Here is a 19,863-nt window from a genome sequence, read left to right as displayed (position 1 = left end):
TAGGCAAACCGCGCCTCCCTCGCTAATCTTTTGCGAAATCTGGTGGGAGGTGGAGTGTGAGGCGCAAAGGATTTTCACGGCGGGAGGTTCTCGCCGGGCTGGGCGCGGCGGCCGCCGCGGCCGTCGTGCCGGGATGTTCGTCCGGCGGCGCGCGATCGGGTGCGCTGCAGGTGTGGGGCGGCGTCCCGGCCGCGTCCGGCCCGGCGGCCGTCGTCGAGGCGTTCCAGCGGAAGTTTCCGCAGTACAAGGTCAACTACACGCGGTTCGTGAACGACGCCCGCGGCAACCTCAAGCTGGACACCGCGTTGCAGGGCGGGCTCGACATCGACGTGTACTTCACCTACACGCAGGCGTCGATGGCGTTGCGGGCCGGGTCCGGACTGGCGGCGGACCTGACCGACCGGGTGACCGCGGACCCGGACCTGAAACCGTTCCTGGACACGGTCGAGCCCCGGGCGTACATCGAGAACGGCAAGGTCAAGGCCCTCGCCACCGCCCGCGAGCCGTCCTTCGTGCTCTTCAACGAGAAGCTGCGGCAGCAGGCCGGTGCCGAGCTGCCGCGGCAGTGGACGATCGAGGAGTACCGCGCCGTCGCGCGGAAGCTCACCACCGGCGACACCATCGGTGCCTACACCATCCCCGACGTCGCCCGGATCGCCCTCGGCCCGAACTACTGGTACGACGGTGACCGCTCGAACTTCGGCGACCCGCACTTCGAGCAGGGATTCCGTCTCGGGCAGGAGATGATCGCCGAGGGCTCCGCCTTCCCGTGGACCGAGGTGCTGTCGCGGCATCTGGACGCCTACCAGCAGAACTCCTTCCTCCGCGAGGAGTTCCACCTGTGGTCGACGGCGCCGTTCAACCTGCGCTACCTGTACGACCCGAAGAAGTACCCGCACGACTTCAAGGTGTCGTTCGCCCCGCCGCCGACGGTCGGCGGCAAGGACTGGAACGGCGGCAGCTACAGCAACTTCGTGATGGTCAACCCGACGTCGCCGAAGCTCGAGGCAGCCTGGGAGTTCGTGAAGTTCTGGCTGACCGAAGGGTCCGCGCCGATGCTCAAGGCCGGCAAGCTGCCGACCCTCGGCAACGTCACCGACGACCAGGTGATCACCGGGATGCTCGGCAAGGAGCCGGAGAAGTACTTCGACGTCGAGTCGTTCCACCGCGTCGTCCTGGACGCCGACCCCAGGCTCGCCACCGACACCCGGCTGACCGGCTTTCCGGAGATCAGCCTCGCGGTCAAGCAGCAGCGCGACCTGTGCTGGCTGGGCGAGAAGGACCCCGGCGTCGCCATCCGCGAGGTACGGCGGCTCGCCGACGCCGCGATCGCCCGCAACGAGAGGAGGTCGTGATGGCCACCGCCACGGTCGTGACCCCCGCGAAAGCCGTCAGCCCGGCGCCGCCGGCCGGGAACGGGACCGGCCCCGGGATCAAGCCGCGGGGCTGGATCGGCTTCCTCTTCATCGCCCCCAACCTGCTCGGCGTGATCGCCTTCACCCTGATCCCGCTGGTCAGCGTGATAGTGCTCGCCTTCACTGACTGGAACCTGGTGTCCGGCCTCGGCGGCATCACCTTCAACGGCCTCGACAACTTCGTCGCCATCGCCCAGGACCCCGGGTTCTGGCGGGCGGTCGGGCTGACGCTGGTGTACGTCGGCGTGAGCGTGCCGCTGACCGTCGTACTCGGGCTGGCCCTGGGGATCGCGCTGAACCGGCCGCTGCCGGGACGCGCCGTCCTGCGGGCGATCTTCTTCCTGCCGTACATCGTCAACGTGGTCGCGATCGGCATGACCTGGCTGATGCTGATGAACCCGAAGGCCGGCCTGGTCAACCAGGTGCTCGACGTCTTCGGGCTGCAGCCGGGATGGTTCGCGTCGTCGCACTGGGCCTTGCCGGCGCTGATCGTGATGGCGGTCTGGGGAGGCGTCGGGTACTGCTCGCTGATCTATCTGTCCGCGTTGCAGGACGCGCCGCGGCAGCTGTACGAGGCGGCCGACATCGACGGGGCCGGGGTCTGGGCGAAGTTCCGCGTGATCACCTGGCCGTCGTTGCTGCCGACAACGATCTTCCTGCTGGTGACGCTGATCATCGGGGCGTCCCAGGGCTTCGGGCTGATCGCGCTGATCACGGCCGGCGGTCCGGGCGACTCGACCACGACGATCTCGTACTACATGTACCAGACCGGCTTCCAGTTCTACCGCTTCGGCTACGCCTCGGCGATCGGCCTGGTGACGTTCCTCGGCGTCCTCGCGCTGACGCTCGTGACCTGGCGCGCGCAGCGAGGGAGGGCTCTGCATGACTAGGCACAGCAAGTGGTGGTGGGGGATCCCGTTGTGGATCCTGGCGATCGCCTTCCTCGCGCCGTTCGCGTGGATGCTGTCGACCGCGCTGAAGGCCGACGTGGACGCGTACCGGATCCCGATGCAGTGGATCCCGGACCCGTTCCAGTGGGACAACTTCAGCACGGTGCTGTCGGGTGCGACGTCCGTGCTCCCGGCGTTCGGCCGGTCCGTCTTCGTCGCCGTACTGCGGGTGGCCGGGGAGCTGGTCACCGCGACGATGGCCGGGTACGCGTTCGCCCGGATGTCGTTCAAGGGCCGGGACAAGCTGTTCCTGCTGTACCTGGCGACCGCGATCATCCCGGCGCAGTTGCTGCTGGTGCCGCGGTTCATCTACTTCCAGAAGCTCGGCCTGTACGACACGTTGTGGGCGCTGATCCTGCCCGGCATGTTCACCGTGCTCGGCACCTTCCTGATGCGCCAGTTCTTCGTCAGCCAGCCGGCCGAGTTCGCCGAGGCGGCCCGGATGGACGGCGCGAACGAGTGGCAGGTGTTCAGCCGGATCTACCTGCCGCTGGCGACTCCGGTGCTGAGTGCGCTCGGCATCCTGGCGTTCGTCTGGTCGTGGAACGACTACGAGACCCCGCTGGTGCTGATCAGCAACCCCGACCGGTACACGCTGCCGCTCAGCCTGACCAACTTCGTCGACGAGCAGGGCCAGATCGCCCCCGGCCTGACCATGGCCGCCTCGGTGATCTCGATCGTCCCGGTGCTGCTCGTGTTCATCGTCCTGCAACGCCGCTTCATCGCGGCCATGACCCATACGGGGATCAAATGAACGTGTCCGGTGTCTTCCCCCATCTCGCCCAGATCGGCGACTTCGGCCCGCCGCGCAGCGAACTCGGCGTCGGCTCGCTGATGCCGTGGAACGGGAAGCTCTACGTCCAGAACTACAACTCGCACAAGGCACGCTCCGGCGCCGGGGTCAGCCTGCGCCGGATCGAGCCGGACCTGTCGATGGAGCTCGTGCCCGAGACGCTCGGCGTCGACGGCACGTACACCAACCGGTTCGTGCACTTCCCGACGTCGCAGCTGGTCCTCGGACCGCACGTGATCTCGGCCGACCACAAGATCGTCACCATCCCCGAGCTGCAACCGCTGCGGGTCTGCGGTACGTCGCGCCACCTGACCAAGCCGGACACACATGTGTACGTGCTCGCGATGGAAGGCGAGCTGCTCGAGCTCGACCTGACCACGTACGAGTGCACCCAGCTCTTCGACCTGAACGAGGAGCTGCGGACGGACGGCGAGATGAAGGTCCACTACAAGGACTGCTACACGTCGTTCGGCCGGCTCGTTGTCTGTTCCAACGAGTACGCCGAGCCCGAGTGGGCCGGTGAACGGTCGCGCGGACGACTGGCGGAGTACGACGGCTCGTCGTGGACCATCCTGCGGAGGGACCCGTTCACCGCGATCGGCGGGCGGCACGAGTTCGGCGGGACGATCTTCGCAACCGGGTGGGACCGCGCGTCGGCGATCCTCGAGGTGTACACCGAGGCGGACGACCGCTGGACGCGGTACCGGCTGCCGAAGGCGTCGCACTGCTTCGACCACAAGTGGCAGACCGAGTGGCCGCGGATCCGCGAGGTCGAGCACGAGCGGCTGCTGATGGACCACCACGGGATGTTCTACGAGCTGTCGCCGTGGGCGTACGGCGGCCGGATCTGGGGCGTGCGGCCGATCTCGACCCATCTCTGGGTGCTCGGGGACTTCTGCTCGTGGCGCGGGATGCTGGTCGCCGGCGCGGACAACGCGTCGCCGAGTCACGGGCTCAACCCGACCACGGCCGAACCGCAGTCCGGGCTGTGGTTCGGCAAGACCGACGACCTGTGGAGCTTCGGCAAGCCGGCCGGGTGGGGTGGTCCCTGGTGGGAGACGGAGGTGCGGGCCGGGGAGCCGTCGGATCCGTACCTGATGACCGGGTTCGACGGGAAGTGCGTGCATCTGGAGAACTTCTCCGCGTCGCCGATGACCATCACGATCGAGATCGACTTCCACGGGCACGGGCGCTTCGGAGCCGTTCACTCGCTGGTGGTCGAGCCGGGTCAGGTGCGGACGCATGTGTTCCCGCCGGGGTTCAGTGCGCACTGGGTGCGAGTGGTCAGCGACACCGACGGTGTGGCGAGTGCCCAGTTCGTCTATACGTGATGATCACGGGATGGGATCTTCTTCGATGGACCGAGCCGGTAACCCGAGCCCGTTGCAGCTGGTCAAGCGCGCCCTGCCGGACCTGAACGGCGCGATGCAGCGGGTCGCCGAGCACCTGCTCGCGCACCCGGACGAGGTCGCGCGCGGGTCGATCACCAAGCTGGCCGAGGCCGCGCAGACGTCGGCCGCCACGGTCACCCGGCTGTCGACTCACCTCGGCTTCGCCGGGTATCCCGCACTGCGGGCCGCGCTCGCGATGGAGATCGGGCGCGGGCTCGAGGCGGGCTGGGCGAGTGACATCGGGCTGGCGATCGGCCCGGCGGATCCGCCGGAGCAGGTGCTGAACGTGCTCGCGTCCACCCAGGCGAACGCGTTGCGCAACGCCCTGGCCGCGATCGACCTGCCCGCGGCCACCCGGGTCGCGGACGCGATCGCCGGCGCTCGTCGTACCCACATCTACGGGGAGTGGGGGGACGCGATCCCGGCGCGGGAGCTGTACATCCGGCTGCTGCGGATCGGGATCCCGGTGTGGTTCTTCGACGGACCGCAGTCGTCGCAGATCGGCGCGGGGTTGCTCGGGGCGGGCGACGTCGCCCTGGTCATCAGCCGATCGGGGACGGACGCGACCACGTTGGGGTTCCTTGAACGAGCCGCCGGCGAGGGCGCGCTGACCGTCGCGATCACGGGGGTCGTCGACGCGCCGATCGGACGGCTGGCCGACGTCACGCTCGACACCGGTACGCCGAACGGGACCACGTGGACCGAGTTCTTCGCCGGGCGGGCGAGCGACGTCCTCACCGCCGGGTTGTTGTTCGTGCTGGTGGCGCAACGCGTTCCCGATCATCTGACCGCCAACCACCCGAACGGGCCGGGGCAGCCGGTGGTCCATCCGGACGCCGTGCTCGATCCGGACACCGTCGTACGACCAGACACCATCACCTGAGGGGTTTTCCTGTATGCAGCAGCTCGACGTCCGTTCCGACCTGACCGTGATCGGCGGGGGCCTCGCCGGAGTCTGCGCGGCGATCGCCGCGGCCCGGCAGGGGAGCACCGTGGCCCTCGTCCAGAACCGGCCGGTGCTCGGCGGCAACTCCTCCAGCGAGGTGCGCGTCTGGGTGTGCGGGGCGACCGCGCACGGCGTCCAGCACTTCGCCCGGGAGACCGGGATCATGGGCGAGCTGTTCGTGGAGAACCAGTACCGCAACCCGGAGGGGAACCCGTACTACTGGGACCTCGTGCTGCTGGAGGCGGTCCGGGCCGAGCCGCGGATCTCGTTGTTCCTGAACACGGACGTGCGCACCGTGGACACCGCGCCGGACGGTTCGATCCGGTCGGTCAACGGGTGGCAGATGGGCTCGGAGAAGTCGATCACCTTCTGGAGCCCGGCCTTCGCGGACTGCTCGGGCGACGGTCTGGTCGGGTACCTCGCCGGTGCGGACTTCGCCACCGGGCGCGAGCCGCGGTCGCAGTACGGCGAGTCGTGGGCGCCCGACGTACCCGACGGGAACACGCTTGGGAGCACGATCCTCTTCTACACCAAGGACACCGGCGCACCGGTACGGTTCGTGCCGCCGTCGTTCGCGCGGGACATCACCGAGACCGCGATCCCGGACCGGCGGATCATCCGGTCGGACCTGAACGGGTGCGCGTACTGGTGGATCGAGTGGGGTGGGGAGCTCGACGTCGTCGACGACAACGAGCGGATCCGGGACGAGTTGCAGGCCGTCGTCTACGGGATCTGGGACTACCTCAAGAACTCCGGCCGGTTCGACGCGGACAATCTGACCCTGGAGTGGATCGGTTCGGTGCCGGGGAAGCGGGAGTACCGGCGGTTCCTCGGGGATCACGTGTTGACGCAGCACGACGTCCTCGGGCAGGTCGAGTTCGAGGACCGGGTGGCCTTCGGTGGCTGGTCGATCGATCTGCATCCTCCGGGTGGGGTGTACGCGGCGGAGCGCGGGTCGAAGCACTGGCACCCGGACGGGAACTACCACATCCCGCTGCGGTCGCTGTACTCGCGGAACGTGCCGAACCTGTGGATGGCGGGCCGCAACATCAGCGCGAGCCACGTCGCCTTCGGGACCACCCGGGTGATGGCGACCTGCGCCGTCCTGGGTGAGGCAGTGGGGATCGGGGCTTCGGTTGCTTTGAGCAACGGGCTGTCGCCGCGGGAGCTGGCGACCGAGCGGTTCGAGCTGATGCGCCGGGCGTTGCAGCGTGCGGACGCGTCCGTGCTCGGGGTCGTCGACGACGATCCCGCCAACCTCGCTCTCGATGCAGCCGTCACAGCTTCGTCCACGCTGCGCGAGCCGGCCGTCGAGGTGTCGTCCGGCACCCTCGCCCTGACCTCCGACCTGGCCATGGTGCTGCCGTCGCCGACGGGGTTGTCGGTGCTGGTCGACGCCTCGGCCGACACGTCGCTGACCGTCGAGCTGCACGATCCGGTGAAGCCGCAGAACTACCTGCCGCTCGCCCTCCTCGACTCGTCCACGGTGACTGTCCCGGCTGGCGAGAAGCGCTGGATCGACGTACCTCTGGCATGGCGTGCGTCCGGCAACGCGATCGTCGTACTGCGGGCGAACCCGGACGTCTCCGTGCACACCGCCTCGTCGGCGCTGCCCGGGACGATCTTCTTCACCCACCGCGACCCAGCACCGGACGAGGAGTGGACCGAACAGTTCCGCTCCTGGAAGCACATTCTGCCCCGCGACGGCCTCTGCCTCCGCCTCGGCGAGACCACGGCGTACGCCGCCTCGAACGTGGTCGGCGGCTACTCCCGCCCGTACGGCGGCCCGCAGCTGTGGTGCTCCGAGGACCTCGCCTGGGACCCCGAACCCTGGATCCAGCTCACCTGGCCGACACCGGTCGACCTCACCGAGATCGTCGTCATCCTCGACGACGACGTCGAAGAGGACCTGATCAACCTCCACCACCACCGCACCCCCTTCGACGTCCTCCCCACCCTCCTGCACACGTACGCCCTGGAAGCCCAGACCCCCACCGGCTGGCACACCATCACCACGGTCACCGACAACCACCACCGAACCCACCACCACCCGGTAACCCTCACCACCACCGCCCTCCGCCTCCGAGCCCTCCAAACCAACGGCTCCCCCCGAGCCCACCTCACCTCAATCCGCGCCTACGGCAGTTGAGTGGTTTCTTCTCGGTGGCGGGAGACGCGTGCAGTGGATATAGTGGTCGGTGCCTAGGGCAATAGCCTGCGGAAGTGAACCCGGCAGCCATCCGGACGGTTGGTGAGCCGGGTTCTGCGCGTTCAGAGTGGTCTCAGGTCGCAGTACGCACGCACCTGCTCCCGCCACTCGCCACCCTTCGCCCAGGCCCACACCACGGCGTCCGGCACCCACAGCAACGGGTCCAGGTGCGGCGCGAGCAGCTGGCTGCAGCCATCAGGAGGCCGCGGGACTTGTTCTCGTCGACGAACGTGTGGAGGCGTGGGCCGGGGCGGGACTGCATTGAGTGGTGTGGTCAGAGCTGGAGTGTGTGGGTGGGGGTCCAGTGGTAGAGGTGGTGGGTTCGGGTGAGGGTGAGGAGGGTGAGGGCGGTGATGGAGAGGGCGGTGGAGTGGGGGGTGTGGGCGAGGAGGCGGGTGGTGATGGGGGCGGCGGGGGTGGTGTGGTTGCTGTAGGCAAGGGTGATGTGGGGGTCGAGGTCGGGGAGCTCGGGTACGGCGTCGTCGCCCCAGACGTCCGTGATCGCGGCCCGGGTGAGGTCGCGGAGGTGCTGGAGGGGCTCGACCGGGCGGACTGGGAGCTGGATGGACTCGAGGTCGAGGACGGCCGGGCCGATGGTGACCGGGAACGGCTCGACCTTGGCGAACCGGAGACGGGTGGCCTCGACGATCTCGGCCAGGTCCGCCGCCGGCACCTTGTCGGCGAACCCGACGCCCTGCACCGTGAGATGGAGCCACTCCACCGGGACCGGCGTGAATCCGGGCAGGTCGTGCAGCAGCTCGGCGTACGACGCCTGGAGCGCAGCGAGCTCCGGCCGGTCCTCGAACGTCACGTGCCAGGTGTAGAAACTGCGGTCGGGCCGCCACCCCGGTCGCCAGTACCAGTGGTCGCGGACTTCCTCGAACATCAGCACTCCTCCTTGCTCGGTCTACTTGCTCGGTGTCGCCCGGCTGGCGGGGTGACGGATGAAGACCCGGATCGAGTCGTGCAGCGCAAGCGCTTTGGGATCGGTCGCGTGCCGGCTGAGCCGGGTGAGGGCGGCGACCTCGCTGATGCGGTGGATCAACGGACGGACGCGGTACTCGACCGGGGTGCTGAGGACCGCCGAGACCGCCTCGGTCGCGCCGTCCAGCTCCCCGAGCTGCAGATGCGCCTTGGCGAGTTGCAGCCGGACCATCCGCTCGGAGCCGAAGTTCCGCGCCGAGTGCGGCGCGGACTCGAACAGCGAGACCCCATGCTCGGCGTGTTTCAGCGTCTCGTCCGCCTCGCCGAGTGCCAGGTGCGCGTCGGACCAGATGCCCGCGGCGCGTTCCGGCGTACAGAGGAACGGGCCGCCGAGCTCGGGCACATCGGTGCGGACCGTCGTGCGCTTCGCGATCGCCAGCGCGTCGCGCGCCTCGGCATGCCGGCCCGACCTGGCCAGGTCTACCGCGGACACACTCGCCAGGAACAAGGCCGAGCTGCCTCGGGCGTACCCCAGCCCGTCCTGTGCGTACGTCGCCGCCCCGGCGAAATCGTCCTGCCAGAACGCGGCCGTGTGCTGCGTGGCCCGCACCCACGCGCGCAGGTCGTCGAGATCGGCGGCCTCGGCACAGGCCCACGCCGTCCGGGTGTGGCTCTCGGCAACGTCCGGCCGCCCGAGGTCCACCGCCATCCAGCCGAGCAGCGTCAGCGCCCAGCCGGCCGTGGCGTACAGGTCACGCGTCTGGTGCGGTGGCTGCCGGCCGGACAGCAACCGGAAGGCACGGTCGCGGACGGCGCGACTGCGCACGAACAGCGCCTTCGTCGGCGTGCGCAGGTAGTTCTGCGTGATGCGCAGGATGTCCGCGTGCAGCTGCTCGACGGTCAGGTCACCGACGTTCGACTCCTCGGCGAGCGCGAGCAGCGCGACCGACTCGTCGCCGGACTGCACCAGGTCGTCCTCGAGACCGAGCATCGAACTGGTGCCGGGCTCCGGGTCGACGATGCCGGGACCGCCCGGCGGGACGAAGCCCAGCTCGCTGTCGTCGGCGACGTTCAGCACGTACCGCAGCCCCGACCGGTACGCCGCCCCCGGCCAGCGGACCGCGCCGCGTTCGAGCTTGGCGATGTAGTGCCCGTCGAGCTCGTACTTCGTCTCGGTGGTCTCCCACAGCCAGCCGCACACGGCCTCCGCGAGTTCGGCCCGGGACATCTGCTCACCGGGCGCGCGCCGCGACGCCGTCCGCTCCCGGGCGGCTCGCAGCAGTTCGTTGGGCTCTGGCATGGCCGTAACTGTAGGTGCCCGGCCACCGTCCGCGACCACGAAAACGGGGTCTGTGGATGATCTGCCCCAAGCTGCCCCGGCATGCCCCGCGCTGCCCCGGAATCCCCGCCGCGGAGGGGCTTTCCGGCACCCGGCCGACCGGTCGCGGGCGTCGTACCGGGCAGATCGTGGTCCGGGACGGGTTAGCTGAGCGTGAGCAATCGGGGCATCTCGGGGCATCGCGGGGCAGATTCGGCCCAGCCGGTGGCCGCGGGCGTCTTAGGGTGTGGCAGGTGGCCGAGGAAGCGGTGACGACCTTGCACGCCGGGTTGACGCGGTTCGACCGGGCCGAGGAGGCGTTCGCGTTGCTCGAGGTGTTCCTGGAGGTGGCGATGCCGCGGCTCGGCCCCGCCGTACTGGATCCGGTCGGACTGCGGTTGCCCGACGAGATGACCGACGACCGCGCGGTCGTGCAAGACCTGATCGAAGAGATCGACCAGGAGCCCCAGCCCAAGCGCCGACTGTTGCACGTCACCGAGCGGGCGTACGACCTGTCGGACGAGCAGGCCCGGTGGGACTACGTGCGGCTCGCCCACTGCTCCACCCTGGCGACGGTGTGGAGCCCCGGCCGGCGCACGACGTACTTCGAGGCCGCCGACCAGTCCACCGCGGCGTACTGGGTGCCGGACAGCCTGAAAGCGCAGTACTTCGCAGCCCTCAGCACCAGGGGATGGGCCATCCCGGCGGATTGGCTGACCGCAGTCGCCAAGCGGCCCAAACCCTGGTGGAAGCGCGGCGGCTAACTGAGCGCCGGCAGCCGGGTGAGTGCCTGGGACACGGCGGCCTGGATCTCCGCGTCGTCCCAGGCCCGGTCGGTCATCGAGCCGGTGAGATAGGCGTCGTACGCCGCGAGGTCGAGGTGACCGTGGCCGCACAGCGCGGTGATGATCACCTTCTCCTCGCCGGACTCCTTGCAGCGCTGGGCCTCCTCGATCGCGGCGGCGAGCGCGTGCGTCGGCTCGGGCGCCGGCACGATGCCCTCGGTCCGCGCGAACTGCAGGCCGGCCGCGAAGCACTCCGACTGCGGCTTCGCCACCGCCTCGATCTCACCGGTCTCGTAGAGGTGGCTGATCAGCGGGCTCATCCCGTGGTACCGCAGGCCGCCGGCGTGGATCGGGTCCGGGACGAAGTCGTGGCCGAGGGTGTGCATCTTCATCAGCGGCGTCATCCCGATCGTGTCGCCGAAGTCGTATGCGTACGTCCCCTGGGTCAGCGACGGGCAGGCGGCCGGCTCGACCGCGCGGACGACCGGCGCCATCCGGCCGGCCCCCTTCTCCCGCAGGAACGGGAACGCGAGGCCGCCGAAGTTCGACCCGCCGCCGGTGCAGCCGACGAGCAGATCCGGGGTCTCGCCGACCATGGCGAGCTGGATCAGCGCCTCCTCGCCGATGATCGTCTGGTGCAGCAGCACATGGTTGAGCACCGACCCGAGCGCGTAGTGCACCGTCTCGTCCTGGACGGCGGCCTCGACCGCCTCGCTGATCGCGATCCCGAGCGACCCGGTCGACTCCGGATCGCCGGCCAGGATCTTCCGCCCGGCCTCGGTCAGCTCCGACGGACTCGGGTGCACGGTCGCGCCGAAGACCTCCATCATCGTCCGGCGGTACGGCTTCTGGTCGTACGACGCCCGGACCTGCCACACCTCGCACTCCAGCCCGTACTGCGCGCACGCGAACGCCAGCGCCGTCCCCCACTGGCCGGCACCCGTCTCGGTGGTGAGCTTCCGGACGCCGGACTTGGCGTTGTAGTAGGCCTGCGGGACGGCCGTGTTCGGCTTGTGGGATCCCGCGGGGGAGACACCTTCGTACTTGTAGTAGATCCGCGCCGGCGTCTCGAGCGCCTTCTCCAACCGGTGCGCCCGGTACAGCGGACTCGGCCGCCACAGCCGGTACACGTCGAGCACCTCACCGGGGATGTCGACGTACTGATCCTGCGAGACCTCTTGCATGATCAGGTCCATCGGGAACAGCGGCGCCAGATCGTCCGGCCCCACCGGCTGCCCCGTCCCCGGATGCAGCACCGGCGGCGGTGGCGTCGGCAGGTCGTGGAGCACGTTGTACCACCGCGTCGGCAACTCGTCCTCAGGTAACAAGATCTTCGTCGGCGTCATGCACGCAACGTAATCCCCGGCCGATGCCCTCGACAATGACCTGCCGAGGAACCGGACCGGCCCTCGTCCGGCATTTTCAGGTCGCCGGGACTGCGGCCGGGGCGGTAACGCCGAGCCACTCGTCGATCTCGGCCAGGAGAGCCTTCTGGGTCTCGGGTGGGGCGGTGGAGGCGAGGATGGAGCCGCGGGCGAGGTCGGCGAGCTCTTCGTCGGTGAAGTTGTGGACCGCGCGGGCGGTTTCGTACTGCTCGGCGAGGCGGGAGCCGAAGAGCAGCGGGTCGTCGGCGCCGAGGGCGATGCGGGCGCCGGCTTCGTACAACTCGCGCAGGGGCACGTCCTCAGGGCGACGGTAGACGCCGAGCGAGACGTTCGAGGCCGGGCAGACCTCGAGGGCGACCTGTGCGTCGACCAGGCGCTTCAGGAGATCCGGGTCCTCGACCGAGCGCACCCCGTGACCGATGCGGCCGGCGCCGAGCTCGTCCAGGCAGGTGCGGACGGTGGCCGGCCCGCACAGCTCACCACCGTGCGGCGCCGCGAGCAGCCCGGCCTGGCGGGCGATCCGGAAGGCGGGCGCGAACTCGGACGTCGTACCCCGGCGCTCGTCGTTCGACAGGCCGAACCCGACCACCCCGCGCCCGACGTACTGCGCGGCCAGCCGGGCGAGCGTCCGCGCGTCGAGCGGGTGCCGCGTCCGGTTGGCCGCGATCACCACCTGGACCGCGATCCCGGTCGAGGCGGCCGCGTCCCGGGCCGCGTCCAGGACCAGGTCGGTGAACTCGGTGATGCCGTGGAAGCGGTTCGCGTACCCGGACGGGTCGACCTGGATCTCGAGCCAGCGCGAGCCGTCGGCCCGGTCGTCCTCGGCTGCCTCCCGGACCAGGCGCCGTACGTCGTCCTCCGTGCGCAGCACCGACCGGGCGATGTCGTACAGCCGCTGGAACCGGAACCAGCCGCGCTCGTCGGCCGCCGACAGCTCCGGCGGCCAGTCGGTCCGCAGCGCGTCGGGCAACCGGACGCCGTGCTTGTCCGCCAGCTCGACCAGCGTCAGGTGCCGCATCGAGCCCGAGAAGTGCAGATGCAGGTGCGCCTTGGGCAGCACCCGCAGATCCCGATGCGTCATCACAGAAGGTTACCGACGGAACGCGGCCGGACAGAAATCGTCCCGGTCACCTCAGCTCAGCAGCTTGGCGATCCGGCCGACACCCTCGGCGAGATCCGCGTCGCCGAGCGCGTAGGACAACCGCAGGTACCCCGGCGCCCCGAACGCCTCACCCGGGACCACGGCCACCTCCGCCTCGTCCAGGATGATCTCGGCGAGCTCGGTCGACGACGCCGGTGTCCGGCCGTTGATCTCCTTGCCGAGCACGCCCTTGACCGACGGGTACGCGTAGAACGCGCCGGTCGGCTCCGGGCACTCGACGCCGGGGATCTCGTTCAGCATCCGCACCATCGTCTGCCGGCGGCGGTCGAACGCCTGCTTCATCTCCTCGACCGCGGTCAGGTCGCCGGTCAGCGCGGCGATCGCGGCCCGCTGGGCGACGTTGCACACGTTCGACGTCTGGTGCGACTGCAGGTTCGTCGCGGCCTTGATCACGTCCTTCGGGCCGATCATCCAGCCGACCCGCCAGCCGGTCATCGCGTACGTCTTGGCGACCCCGTTGAGCACGACCGTCCGGTCCGCGAGCTCCGGGACGGCGACCGGGATCGACGTCGACCGTGCGTCGCCGTACGTCAGGTGCTCGTAGATCTCGTCGGTGATCACCCAGAGGCCGTGCTCGAGCACCCAGCGGCCGATCGCCTCGATCGCCTCCGGGCTGTCGACCGCGCCGGTCGGGTTCGAGGGCGAGCAGAACAGCAGGGCCTTGGTCTTCTCGGTCCGGGCCGCCTCCAGTTGCTCGACGGTGACGCAGTAGTTCTGCGTCTCGTCCGCGAGCACCTCGACCGGGACGCCGCCGGCCAGCTGGATCGTCTCCGGGTACGTCGTCCAGTACGGCGCCGGCAGCAGGACCTCGTCACCCGGGTCGAGCAGCGTCGCGAACGTGTTGTAGACCGCGTGCTTGCCGCCGTTGGTGACCAGCACCTGGGCGGCCTCGATCTCGTAGCCGGAGTCCCGCCTGGTCTTGTCGACGATCGCCTGCTTGAGCTCCGGCAGGCCGCCGGCCGGGCTGTAGCGGTGGTTCTTCGGGTCCCGGGCGGCCTCGACCGCGGCCTCGACGATGTAGTCCGGCGTCGGGAAGTCCGGCTCGCCGGCGCCGAAACCGATCACCGGCCGCCCGGCCGCCTTGAGCGCCTTCGCCTTGCTGTCGACCGCGAGCGTCGCCGATTCGCTGATGGCGCCGATCCGCGCCGAAACCCTGGAACCCATGGGCCCATCCTGGCATTGCGGCGCCCGGACCGGACCGCCAGGCCATCACAACCGCGCGATTCCCGGCGGCCTCCGGGGGCCAACGCCGCGGCCGCGCCGTTGTGATGGCGTGGCGGTCCGCGACCTCCGGAACACTCCGGGCCCCCGGGCCGTTGGGAACCCGTGGAGGCTGTATGGTTCTGGTCGCGGTGCGACGCCCGGTGGGGTCGTACGGGCTGGGCCTCAGTTCGACCAGGTGGCCCGGACCCCGTACACTCTTCTAGTCCGGGCGTTGGTGGCCCTGAATCGGCATGCCCGAGATCAGGTCCCGCGGCGTCCGGAGGATTGCAGAGGGCACTAGCTCAACTGGCAGAGCATCGGTCTCCAAAACCGAAGGTTGGGGGTTCAAGTCCCTCGTGCCCTGCAAATCCTGACCGGCGCAGGGCCGGTCAGGCCGCCGCTAGCGAAAGAGGTAGGTCGTGACGGAGACGCGCACCCCGGCACCGTCCGGCGCCGGCAAGCCTGCGGAGAGCAAGTCGGGCAACCGCCTGCTGCGCTTCTACCGCCAGGTGGTCGCCGAGCTCCGCAAGGTCGTCTGGCCGACCCGCAAGCAGCTCTCCACCTACTTCGTGGTCGTGCTGACCTTCGTGGTGGTCGTCATCGCGATCGTCTCGGCGCTCGACCTCGCCTTCGGCTGGGCGATGTTCAAGATCTTCGGCTGACGGTTCGCAGCCGCCCACGAACACCCTGAGCCGGGGGTCCCGGGCCGCGGCCCGACCCGAAGCAGACAAGACCGATGCAGAGATGACGGAGTACAACGTGTCCGAGCGCGACGACGAGGTCCTCGACTACGAGGACGAGTTCGACGTATCCGCTGACTCCGACGACGAGCTCGACCTGGACCTCGATCTCGACCTGGACGACTCCGACGACGATGACGACCTGTTCGCCGAGGGCGACGACGACCCGTTCGCGGACGCCGGCTCCGACGACGCGGACGACGACGAGGTCGAGGAGTACTCCGCGGACGACGAGGCCGAGGAGGGTCCGGCCGACGCCGACGACTCCGAGGACGAGCCGGTCGTGGTGGTCGCCGCCGCCAACGCCGCGGAGGACGACGAGGTGGTGACCGTGGCCGACGTCGAGGAGGCCACCGACGAGCTGGCCGCCCAGACCGCCGGCACGGACCCGGCCGCCGCGGACAGCGCGGGCGAGGAGAGCGTCGCCGCCGCGCCGGCGACCGACGAGCTGGTCTTCTCCGCCGGTGACTCCGGTACGGCGGACGACGACGCCGACGTGGACGCCCTGGCTGCCGCCTCCGCCGCAACGCAGGACGACGAGGACGAGGCCGAGGCCGAGCCGGAGGAGCCGGGCGACCCGCTCGAGGAGCTCCGCAGCCGGCTGCGCTCGCAGATCGGCGACTGGTACGTCGTGCACACCTATTCGGGGATGGAGAACCGGGTCAAGGGCAACCTGGAGAACCGGATCAACTCCCTGAACATGGAGGACTTCATCTTCGAGATCATCGTGCCGACCGAGGAGGTCGCCGAGATCAAGAACGGGCAGCGCCGGATGGTGAAGCGCACCGTGCTCCCCGGCTACGTGCTGGTCCGGATGGACCTGACCGACGAGTCCTGGTCGACCGTGCGGCACACGCCGTCGGTGACCGGCTTCGTGGGGAACAGCCAGAAGCCCGTCCCGCTCAGCCTCGAAGAGGTGGAGAAGATGCTCGCTCCGGCCGTCGTGGCGGCGGCCGAGGCGGCGGCCGCCGAAGCCGGCGCCGCACCGACCAAGACCGCGGCCAAGAAGAAGGTCGAGGTCGCGGACTTCGGTGTCGGCGACTCGGTCATGGTGGTCGACGGGCCGTTCGCGACCCTGCACGCCACGATCACGGAGATCAACGCCGACGCCCAGCGGATCAAGGCGCTGGTGGAGATCTTCGGCCGGGAGACCCCGGTGGAACTCAGCTTCAGCCAGATCCAGAAAGTCTAAGGACCCGACAGAATGCCTCCCAAGAAGAAGATCGCTGCCCTGGTCAAGGTGCAGCTCCAGGCCGGTGCCGCGACGCCGGCCCCGCCGGTCGGTACCGCGCTCGGTCCGCACGGCGTCAACATCATGGAGTTCTGCAAGGCGTACAACGCCCAGACGGAGTCCATGCGCGGCAACGTCGTACCGGTCGAGATCACCATCTACGAAGACCGTTCCTTCACCTTCATCACCAAGACGCCGCCGGCGCCGGAGATGATCAAGAAGGCCGCCGGTCTGCAGAAGGGTTCGGCCGTCCCGCAGCGGGACAAGGTCGGCAAGATCACCAAGGACCAGGTCCGCGAGATCGCCACCACCAAGATGCCGGACCTGAACGCCCGCGACATCGACGCCGCGATGAAGATCATCGAGGGCACCGCGCGCTCGATGGGCGTCACCGTCGACGGCTGAGTCCGTCTCTCCAGGTACGGCGACGCCGTCGCGCGACCGGCGTACCGGGAACAACGTCACGCAGTTGTGGCAGGGCGAAGCGCCGCCCGCAGACCACACCCCAGAGAGGAAATCCCATGGCACAGCGCAGCAAGGCCTACCGCACGATCGCGGAGAAGATCGACTTCGACAAGCTGTACACCCCGCTGGAGGCGATCAAGCTCGCCAAGGAAGCGGCCGGCAGCAAGAAGTTCAACTCCACCATCGACGTCGCGATGCGCCTCGGGGTCGACCCCCGCAAGGCCGACCAGATGGTGCGTGGCACCGTCAACCTTCCGCACGGTACCGGCAAGACGGCACGGGTCCTCGTCTTCGCCACCGGTGACAAGGCCGAGGCCGCCAAGGCCGCCGGCGCCGACTTCGTCGGCGACGACGACATGATCAAGAAGGTGACCGACGGCTGGCTCGACTTCGACGCCGTCGTCGCGACCCCCGACCTGATGGGCAAGGTCGGCCGGCTCGGCCGGGTCCTCGGCCCGCGCGGTCTGATGCCGAACCCGAAGACCGGCACGGTCACCCCGGACGTGACCAAGGCCGTGTCCGACATCAAGGGCGGCAAGATCGAGTTCCGGGTCGACCGGCACGCGAACCTGCACTTCATCATCGGCAAGGCGTCGTTCGACGAGGCCCAGCTGGTGGAGAACTACAGCGCCGCGCTGGAGGAGATCCTCCGGCTCAAGCCGGCCAGCTCGAAGGGTCGCTACATCAAGAAGACGGTCTTCTCGACCACGATGGGCCCGGGTGTCCAGGTTGACCCCAACCTCACCCGCAACCTCACCGAGGAATCCGCCGACGCCTGATCCGCAAAGGCACCAGAAGGCCCCGGTCACCCGACCGGGGCCTTTCTGCGTCTTCAGGCAGATACGGCAACGGGGGGTGGAGTCGGGGTGGTCAGGGGGATTGGCGGGTCAGGTGGAGGGGGTGGTCGGCGGTTTGGATTGTCCAGCCGGTGGGGGTGGTGGCCAGGACTGTGCCGGGTGGGGCGGGGGGATGGATGGTGGTGGCCGGGTCTGTTCGGGTGACGGTGTGGGTGGTGTCGTCGACCGTCACCTGGGCGGTGGGGGACGTGACGTTCAGGGCGGCGGCTTTGCGGCGGATGACGGCTGCGGGCTCGGTGAGGTCGAGCCGGCGTTCCGCGTCGGTGAAGAACGGCGCTTCGGTCGCCAGCGCGGGATCCTGCGGCGTGCCCGGCTCGCCGGCGACCAGGCGGGGGACGGCGTCGTCGAGGCACCGGCTGAGCAGGGTCCGCCAAGTCTTCATGATCGCAGGCCCGTTCAGGTCGTCCGGCAGCGGCGCGATGTGTTGCGCGAGGATCGCCCCGGTGTCGAACTCGGCAGCCGTCCGGTGCACGGTCGCGCCGACCCGCTCGTCACCCTCGTAGATCAGCCGTTGCGGGGTCGGCCCCCGCCCGGCCGGCAGCGGGGACGGGTGGCAGTTGATCGCGCCGTACTTCGGGATCTCGAGGATCTCGCCCGGGATCAGGCGCGGGAACGCGGCCGAGATGACCACGTCCGGCCGGAGCGCCTCGATCACCGGGGCCGCGACCGTCCGCAGTTTGCTGGTGATCAGCGCGTTGCTCCCGGGCGGAAGGTCGACCGCGAGCGGACTGCCCGAGCCGTACCGATCGGTCTGGGGGAGCGTCACGACGAGCACGATCTCGTGCCCGTTCCGCTCGGCGAATTCGTGCAGCAGGCGATAGCCGGGGAGGAACGCGTTCAGCGTGACGATCCGGAGCGGCGTCTGGTTTTCGGTCATCAGAGTGGGTCCATCGATCGTGTGGTGACAAGGTCAGGGGTCAGGTCGTCGGGCCGCGGACAGCCAACCAGGCGAAGACAGTGCTCGAACTCGGCGCCCAGGTCGGCGAGCAGGCGGGTCACCCCCGCGGCGCCGCCGACGGTCAGCGCCCACAGGGCGGGCCGGCCGACGAAGACGGCTCGAGCGCCGAGCGACAGCGCGGCCAGGATGTGTTCACCTCGGCGGATGCCACCGTCGACGTACACCTCCGTCCTCGTGCCGGCCAACGCCTCCGCGACTTCCGGCAACGCCTGCGCGGTCGCCACCGAGCCGTCGAGCTGGCGTCCGCCGTGGTTCGACACGATCACCCCGGCGGCGCCGGCGTCCGCGCAGCGCTTCGCGTCGTCACCACGCAGCACGCCTTTCACCACCACCGGCAATCCGGTGCGCTCGGCTAGCCAGCCGATCGCGTCCGGACCGAGGTCGTCCGCCTTCGCCAGATCGTCGTCGGTCCACTCGCCGTCCGGCAGATTCGCCAGCAACTGACCGGGCCGGACGAGATCCCACACCGTCTCCCCGGTGTCCTCCTTGCGGCCGACCACGGGAGTGTCGACAGTCAGTACGACGGCCCGCGAACCGCCCGCGACCGCCGCGTCCAGCATGCGCTCGGTGATCGAGCGGTTCCGCACGATGTAGATCTGCAGCCACCACGGCGCTCCGGTCGCGCCGACGTCGGCGAACGTCGTCCCCGCGTTGCTGGAGATGCCGACGATCGAGTGCGCAGCGGCCACGCCGTTCGCCATCGCGACCTCGCCGTCCGGATCCGCCATCCGGTGCATCGTCGAGGGCGCGACCAGCACCGGTCCGTCGACCGGCGTCCCGAGCACCGTGGTCGCGGCCGAGACCGCGGACACGTCGTTCAGCACGCGCGGCCGGAAACGGTACGCCGACCAGGACTCGACGGCCTCCCCCGCGCTGACACCGCCGGCCGCGCCCTGCCGGAAGTACCGGTGGACGGGCTCGGGCAGCTTGTCGGCGGCCGCGGCTTCGAGGGTGTCGATCCATCGCATGCGCCCCATCGTCGCACCCGCCCTGGGTCCGCCCGGGTACAGTGGACGGCATGACGCAGTACGGGCGGCGATTTCTGCGCCCCGGCCGGCACGACGGTGCCGACGGGGTGAGCTGCTGCTGCGCTCTCTCCTGAGGTGACCGCGGCCGACCGGGGTGGACCCC

At 69.7% G+C, this 19,863-nt stretch carries 18 protein-coding genes and 1 tRNA gene; 12 read left to right on the top strand and 7 right to left on the bottom strand.

The features are described from left to right. Nucleotides 1-56: 56 nt before the first annotated feature. Genes ACQPYZ_RS31660 through ACQPYZ_RS31635 form a run of 6 tightly spaced genes read left to right on the top strand, consistent with a single transcriptional unit; the run spans nucleotide 57 to nucleotide 7,644 of the window. Nucleotides 57-1,355 (top strand): ABC transporter substrate-binding protein, encoded by a 1,299-nt coding sequence (locus ACQPYZ_RS31660; RefSeq protein WP_433162530.1) that lies wholly within the window; start codon nucleotides 57-59, stop codon nucleotides 1,353-1,355. Beyond that, nucleotides 1,355-2,305, top strand: coding sequence for a carbohydrate ABC transporter permease (locus ACQPYZ_RS31655; protein WP_433162528.1), 951 nt, complete (start codon nucleotides 1,355-1,357; stop codon nucleotides 2,303-2,305). Before ACQPYZ_RS31660 ends, ACQPYZ_RS31655 begins: the two co-directional genes overlap by 1 nt. Then, nucleotides 2,298-3,119, top strand: a complete 822-nt coding sequence (locus tag ACQPYZ_RS31650) for a carbohydrate ABC transporter permease (RefSeq protein ID WP_433162526.1) — start codon at nucleotides 2,298-2,300, stop codon at nucleotides 3,117-3,119. Before ACQPYZ_RS31655 ends, ACQPYZ_RS31650 begins: the two co-directional genes overlap by 8 nt. Continuing rightward, a complete protein-coding gene (locus ACQPYZ_RS31645; RefSeq protein ID WP_433162523.1) occupies nucleotides 3,116-4,489 on the top strand; it encodes a hypothetical protein in 1,374 nt (457 codons plus the stop codon). Before ACQPYZ_RS31650 ends, ACQPYZ_RS31645 begins: the two co-directional genes overlap by 4 nt. 25 nt (nucleotides 4,490-4,514) lie before the next feature. Next, the gene (locus tag ACQPYZ_RS31640) at nucleotides 4,515-5,432 is read left to right on the top strand and encodes a MurR/RpiR family transcriptional regulator (protein ID WP_433162522.1); all 918 of its coding nucleotides are present in this window, start codon (nucleotides 4,515-4,517) and stop codon (nucleotides 5,430-5,432) included. A gap of 13 nt (nucleotides 5,433-5,445) precedes the next feature. Then, entirely contained in the window at nucleotides 5,446-7,644 is a 2,199-nt protein-coding gene (locus tag ACQPYZ_RS31635) for an FAD-dependent oxidoreductase (protein ID WP_433162520.1), read from the top strand. 334 nt (nucleotides 7,645-7,978) lie between these two features. Here the strand turns inward: ACQPYZ_RS31635 and ACQPYZ_RS31630 are convergent, their stop codons facing one another. Together ACQPYZ_RS31630 and ACQPYZ_RS31625 are read right to left on the bottom strand one after the other, a co-directional pair. Continuing rightward, nucleotides 7,979-8,590, bottom strand: a complete 612-nt coding sequence (locus tag ACQPYZ_RS31630) for a 2'-5' RNA ligase family protein (protein ID WP_433162518.1) — start codon at nucleotides 8,588-8,590, stop codon at nucleotides 7,979-7,981. A gap of 21 nt (nucleotides 8,591-8,611) precedes the next feature. Continuing rightward, complete coding sequence (locus ACQPYZ_RS31625) at nucleotides 8,612-9,928, bottom strand: hypothetical protein (protein ID WP_433162517.1); 1,317 nt, start codon at nucleotides 9,926-9,928, stop codon at nucleotides 8,612-8,614. 272 nt (nucleotides 9,929-10,200) lie between these two features. Between ACQPYZ_RS31625 and ACQPYZ_RS31620 the strand changes: the two genes are divergently transcribed. After that, the gene (locus tag ACQPYZ_RS31620) at nucleotides 10,201-10,710 is read left to right on the top strand and encodes a hypothetical protein (RefSeq protein WP_433162515.1); all 510 of its coding nucleotides are present in this window, start codon (nucleotides 10,201-10,203) and stop codon (nucleotides 10,708-10,710) included. Here the strand turns inward: ACQPYZ_RS31620 and ACQPYZ_RS31615 are convergent. The 3 genes from ACQPYZ_RS31615 to ACQPYZ_RS31605 form a co-directional block, all read right to left on the bottom strand. Next, nucleotides 10,707-12,077, bottom strand: coding sequence for a TrpB-like pyridoxal phosphate-dependent enzyme (locus ACQPYZ_RS31615; protein ID WP_433162514.1), 1,371 nt, complete (start codon nucleotides 12,075-12,077; stop codon nucleotides 10,707-10,709). The two genes, ACQPYZ_RS31620 and ACQPYZ_RS31615, sit on opposite strands and share 4 nt — an antisense overlap. Before the next feature lie 76 nt (nucleotides 12,078-12,153). Continuing rightward, nucleotides 12,154-13,197 carry an adenosine deaminase gene (locus ACQPYZ_RS31610; RefSeq protein WP_433162511.1) on the bottom strand — a complete coding sequence of 348 codons (1,044 nt, stop codon included), beginning with the start codon at nucleotides 13,195-13,197 and terminating at the stop codon, nucleotides 12,154-12,156. A 51-nt stretch (nucleotides 13,198-13,248) separates the two neighbouring features. Next, the gene (locus tag ACQPYZ_RS31605; RefSeq protein WP_433162508.1) at nucleotides 13,249-14,442 is read right to left on the bottom strand and encodes a pyridoxal phosphate-dependent aminotransferase; all 1,194 of its coding nucleotides are present in this window, start codon (nucleotides 14,440-14,442) and stop codon (nucleotides 13,249-13,251) included. A 330-nt stretch (nucleotides 14,443-14,772) separates the two neighbouring features. Between ACQPYZ_RS31605 and ACQPYZ_RS31600 the strand changes: the two genes are divergently transcribed. The 5 genes from ACQPYZ_RS31600 (at nucleotide 14,773) to rplA (ending at nucleotide 17,696) form a co-directional block, all read left to right on the top strand. Then, a tRNA-Trp gene (locus tag ACQPYZ_RS31600) sits at nucleotides 14,773-14,845 on the top strand. Between the two features lie 55 nt (nucleotides 14,846-14,900). Beyond that, on the top strand, nucleotides 14,901-15,143 hold the full coding sequence (gene secE / locus ACQPYZ_RS31595; RefSeq protein ID WP_132319515.1) for a preprotein translocase subunit SecE: 243 nt from the start codon (nucleotides 14,901-14,903) through the stop codon (nucleotides 15,141-15,143). Between the two features lie 439 nt (nucleotides 15,144-15,582). Continuing rightward, nucleotides 15,583-16,413: a transcription termination/antitermination protein NusG gene (gene nusG / locus ACQPYZ_RS31590; RefSeq protein WP_433169797.1), complete on the top strand. Its 831-nt coding sequence runs from the start codon at nucleotides 15,583-15,585 to the stop codon at nucleotides 16,411-16,413. Between the two features lie 12 nt (nucleotides 16,414-16,425). Next, a complete protein-coding gene (rplK, locus tag ACQPYZ_RS31585) occupies nucleotides 16,426-16,857 on the top strand; it encodes a 50S ribosomal protein L11 (protein ID WP_132319511.1) in 432 nt (143 codons plus the stop codon). A gap of 116 nt (nucleotides 16,858-16,973) precedes the next feature. Then, a complete protein-coding gene (gene rplA / locus ACQPYZ_RS31580) occupies nucleotides 16,974-17,696 on the top strand; it encodes a 50S ribosomal protein L1 (RefSeq protein ID WP_433162505.1) in 723 nt (240 codons plus the stop codon). 91 nt (nucleotides 17,697-17,787) lie between these two features. Here the strand turns inward: rplA and ACQPYZ_RS31575 are convergent, their stop codons facing one another. After that, entirely contained in the window at nucleotides 17,788-18,651 is an 864-nt protein-coding gene (locus ACQPYZ_RS31575; protein WP_433162504.1) for a methionyl-tRNA formyltransferase, read from the bottom strand. After that, nucleotides 18,651-19,700, bottom strand: coding sequence for an alpha-hydroxy acid oxidase (locus tag ACQPYZ_RS31570; RefSeq protein WP_433162502.1), 1,050 nt, complete (start codon nucleotides 19,698-19,700; stop codon nucleotides 18,651-18,653). Before ACQPYZ_RS31570 ends, ACQPYZ_RS31575 begins: the two co-directional genes overlap by 1 nt. Nucleotides 19,701-19,863 lie beyond the last annotated feature (163 nt).

It is taken from the genome of Kribbella sp. CA-247076, assembly GCF_050942445.1.
Taxonomy (GTDB): domain Bacteria; phylum Actinomycetota; class Actinomycetes; order Propionibacteriales; family Kribbellaceae; genus Kribbella.
The sequence above is the reverse complement of the archived record's forward strand: the minus strand, read 5'-3'. Positions and strand labels throughout refer to the sequence as shown.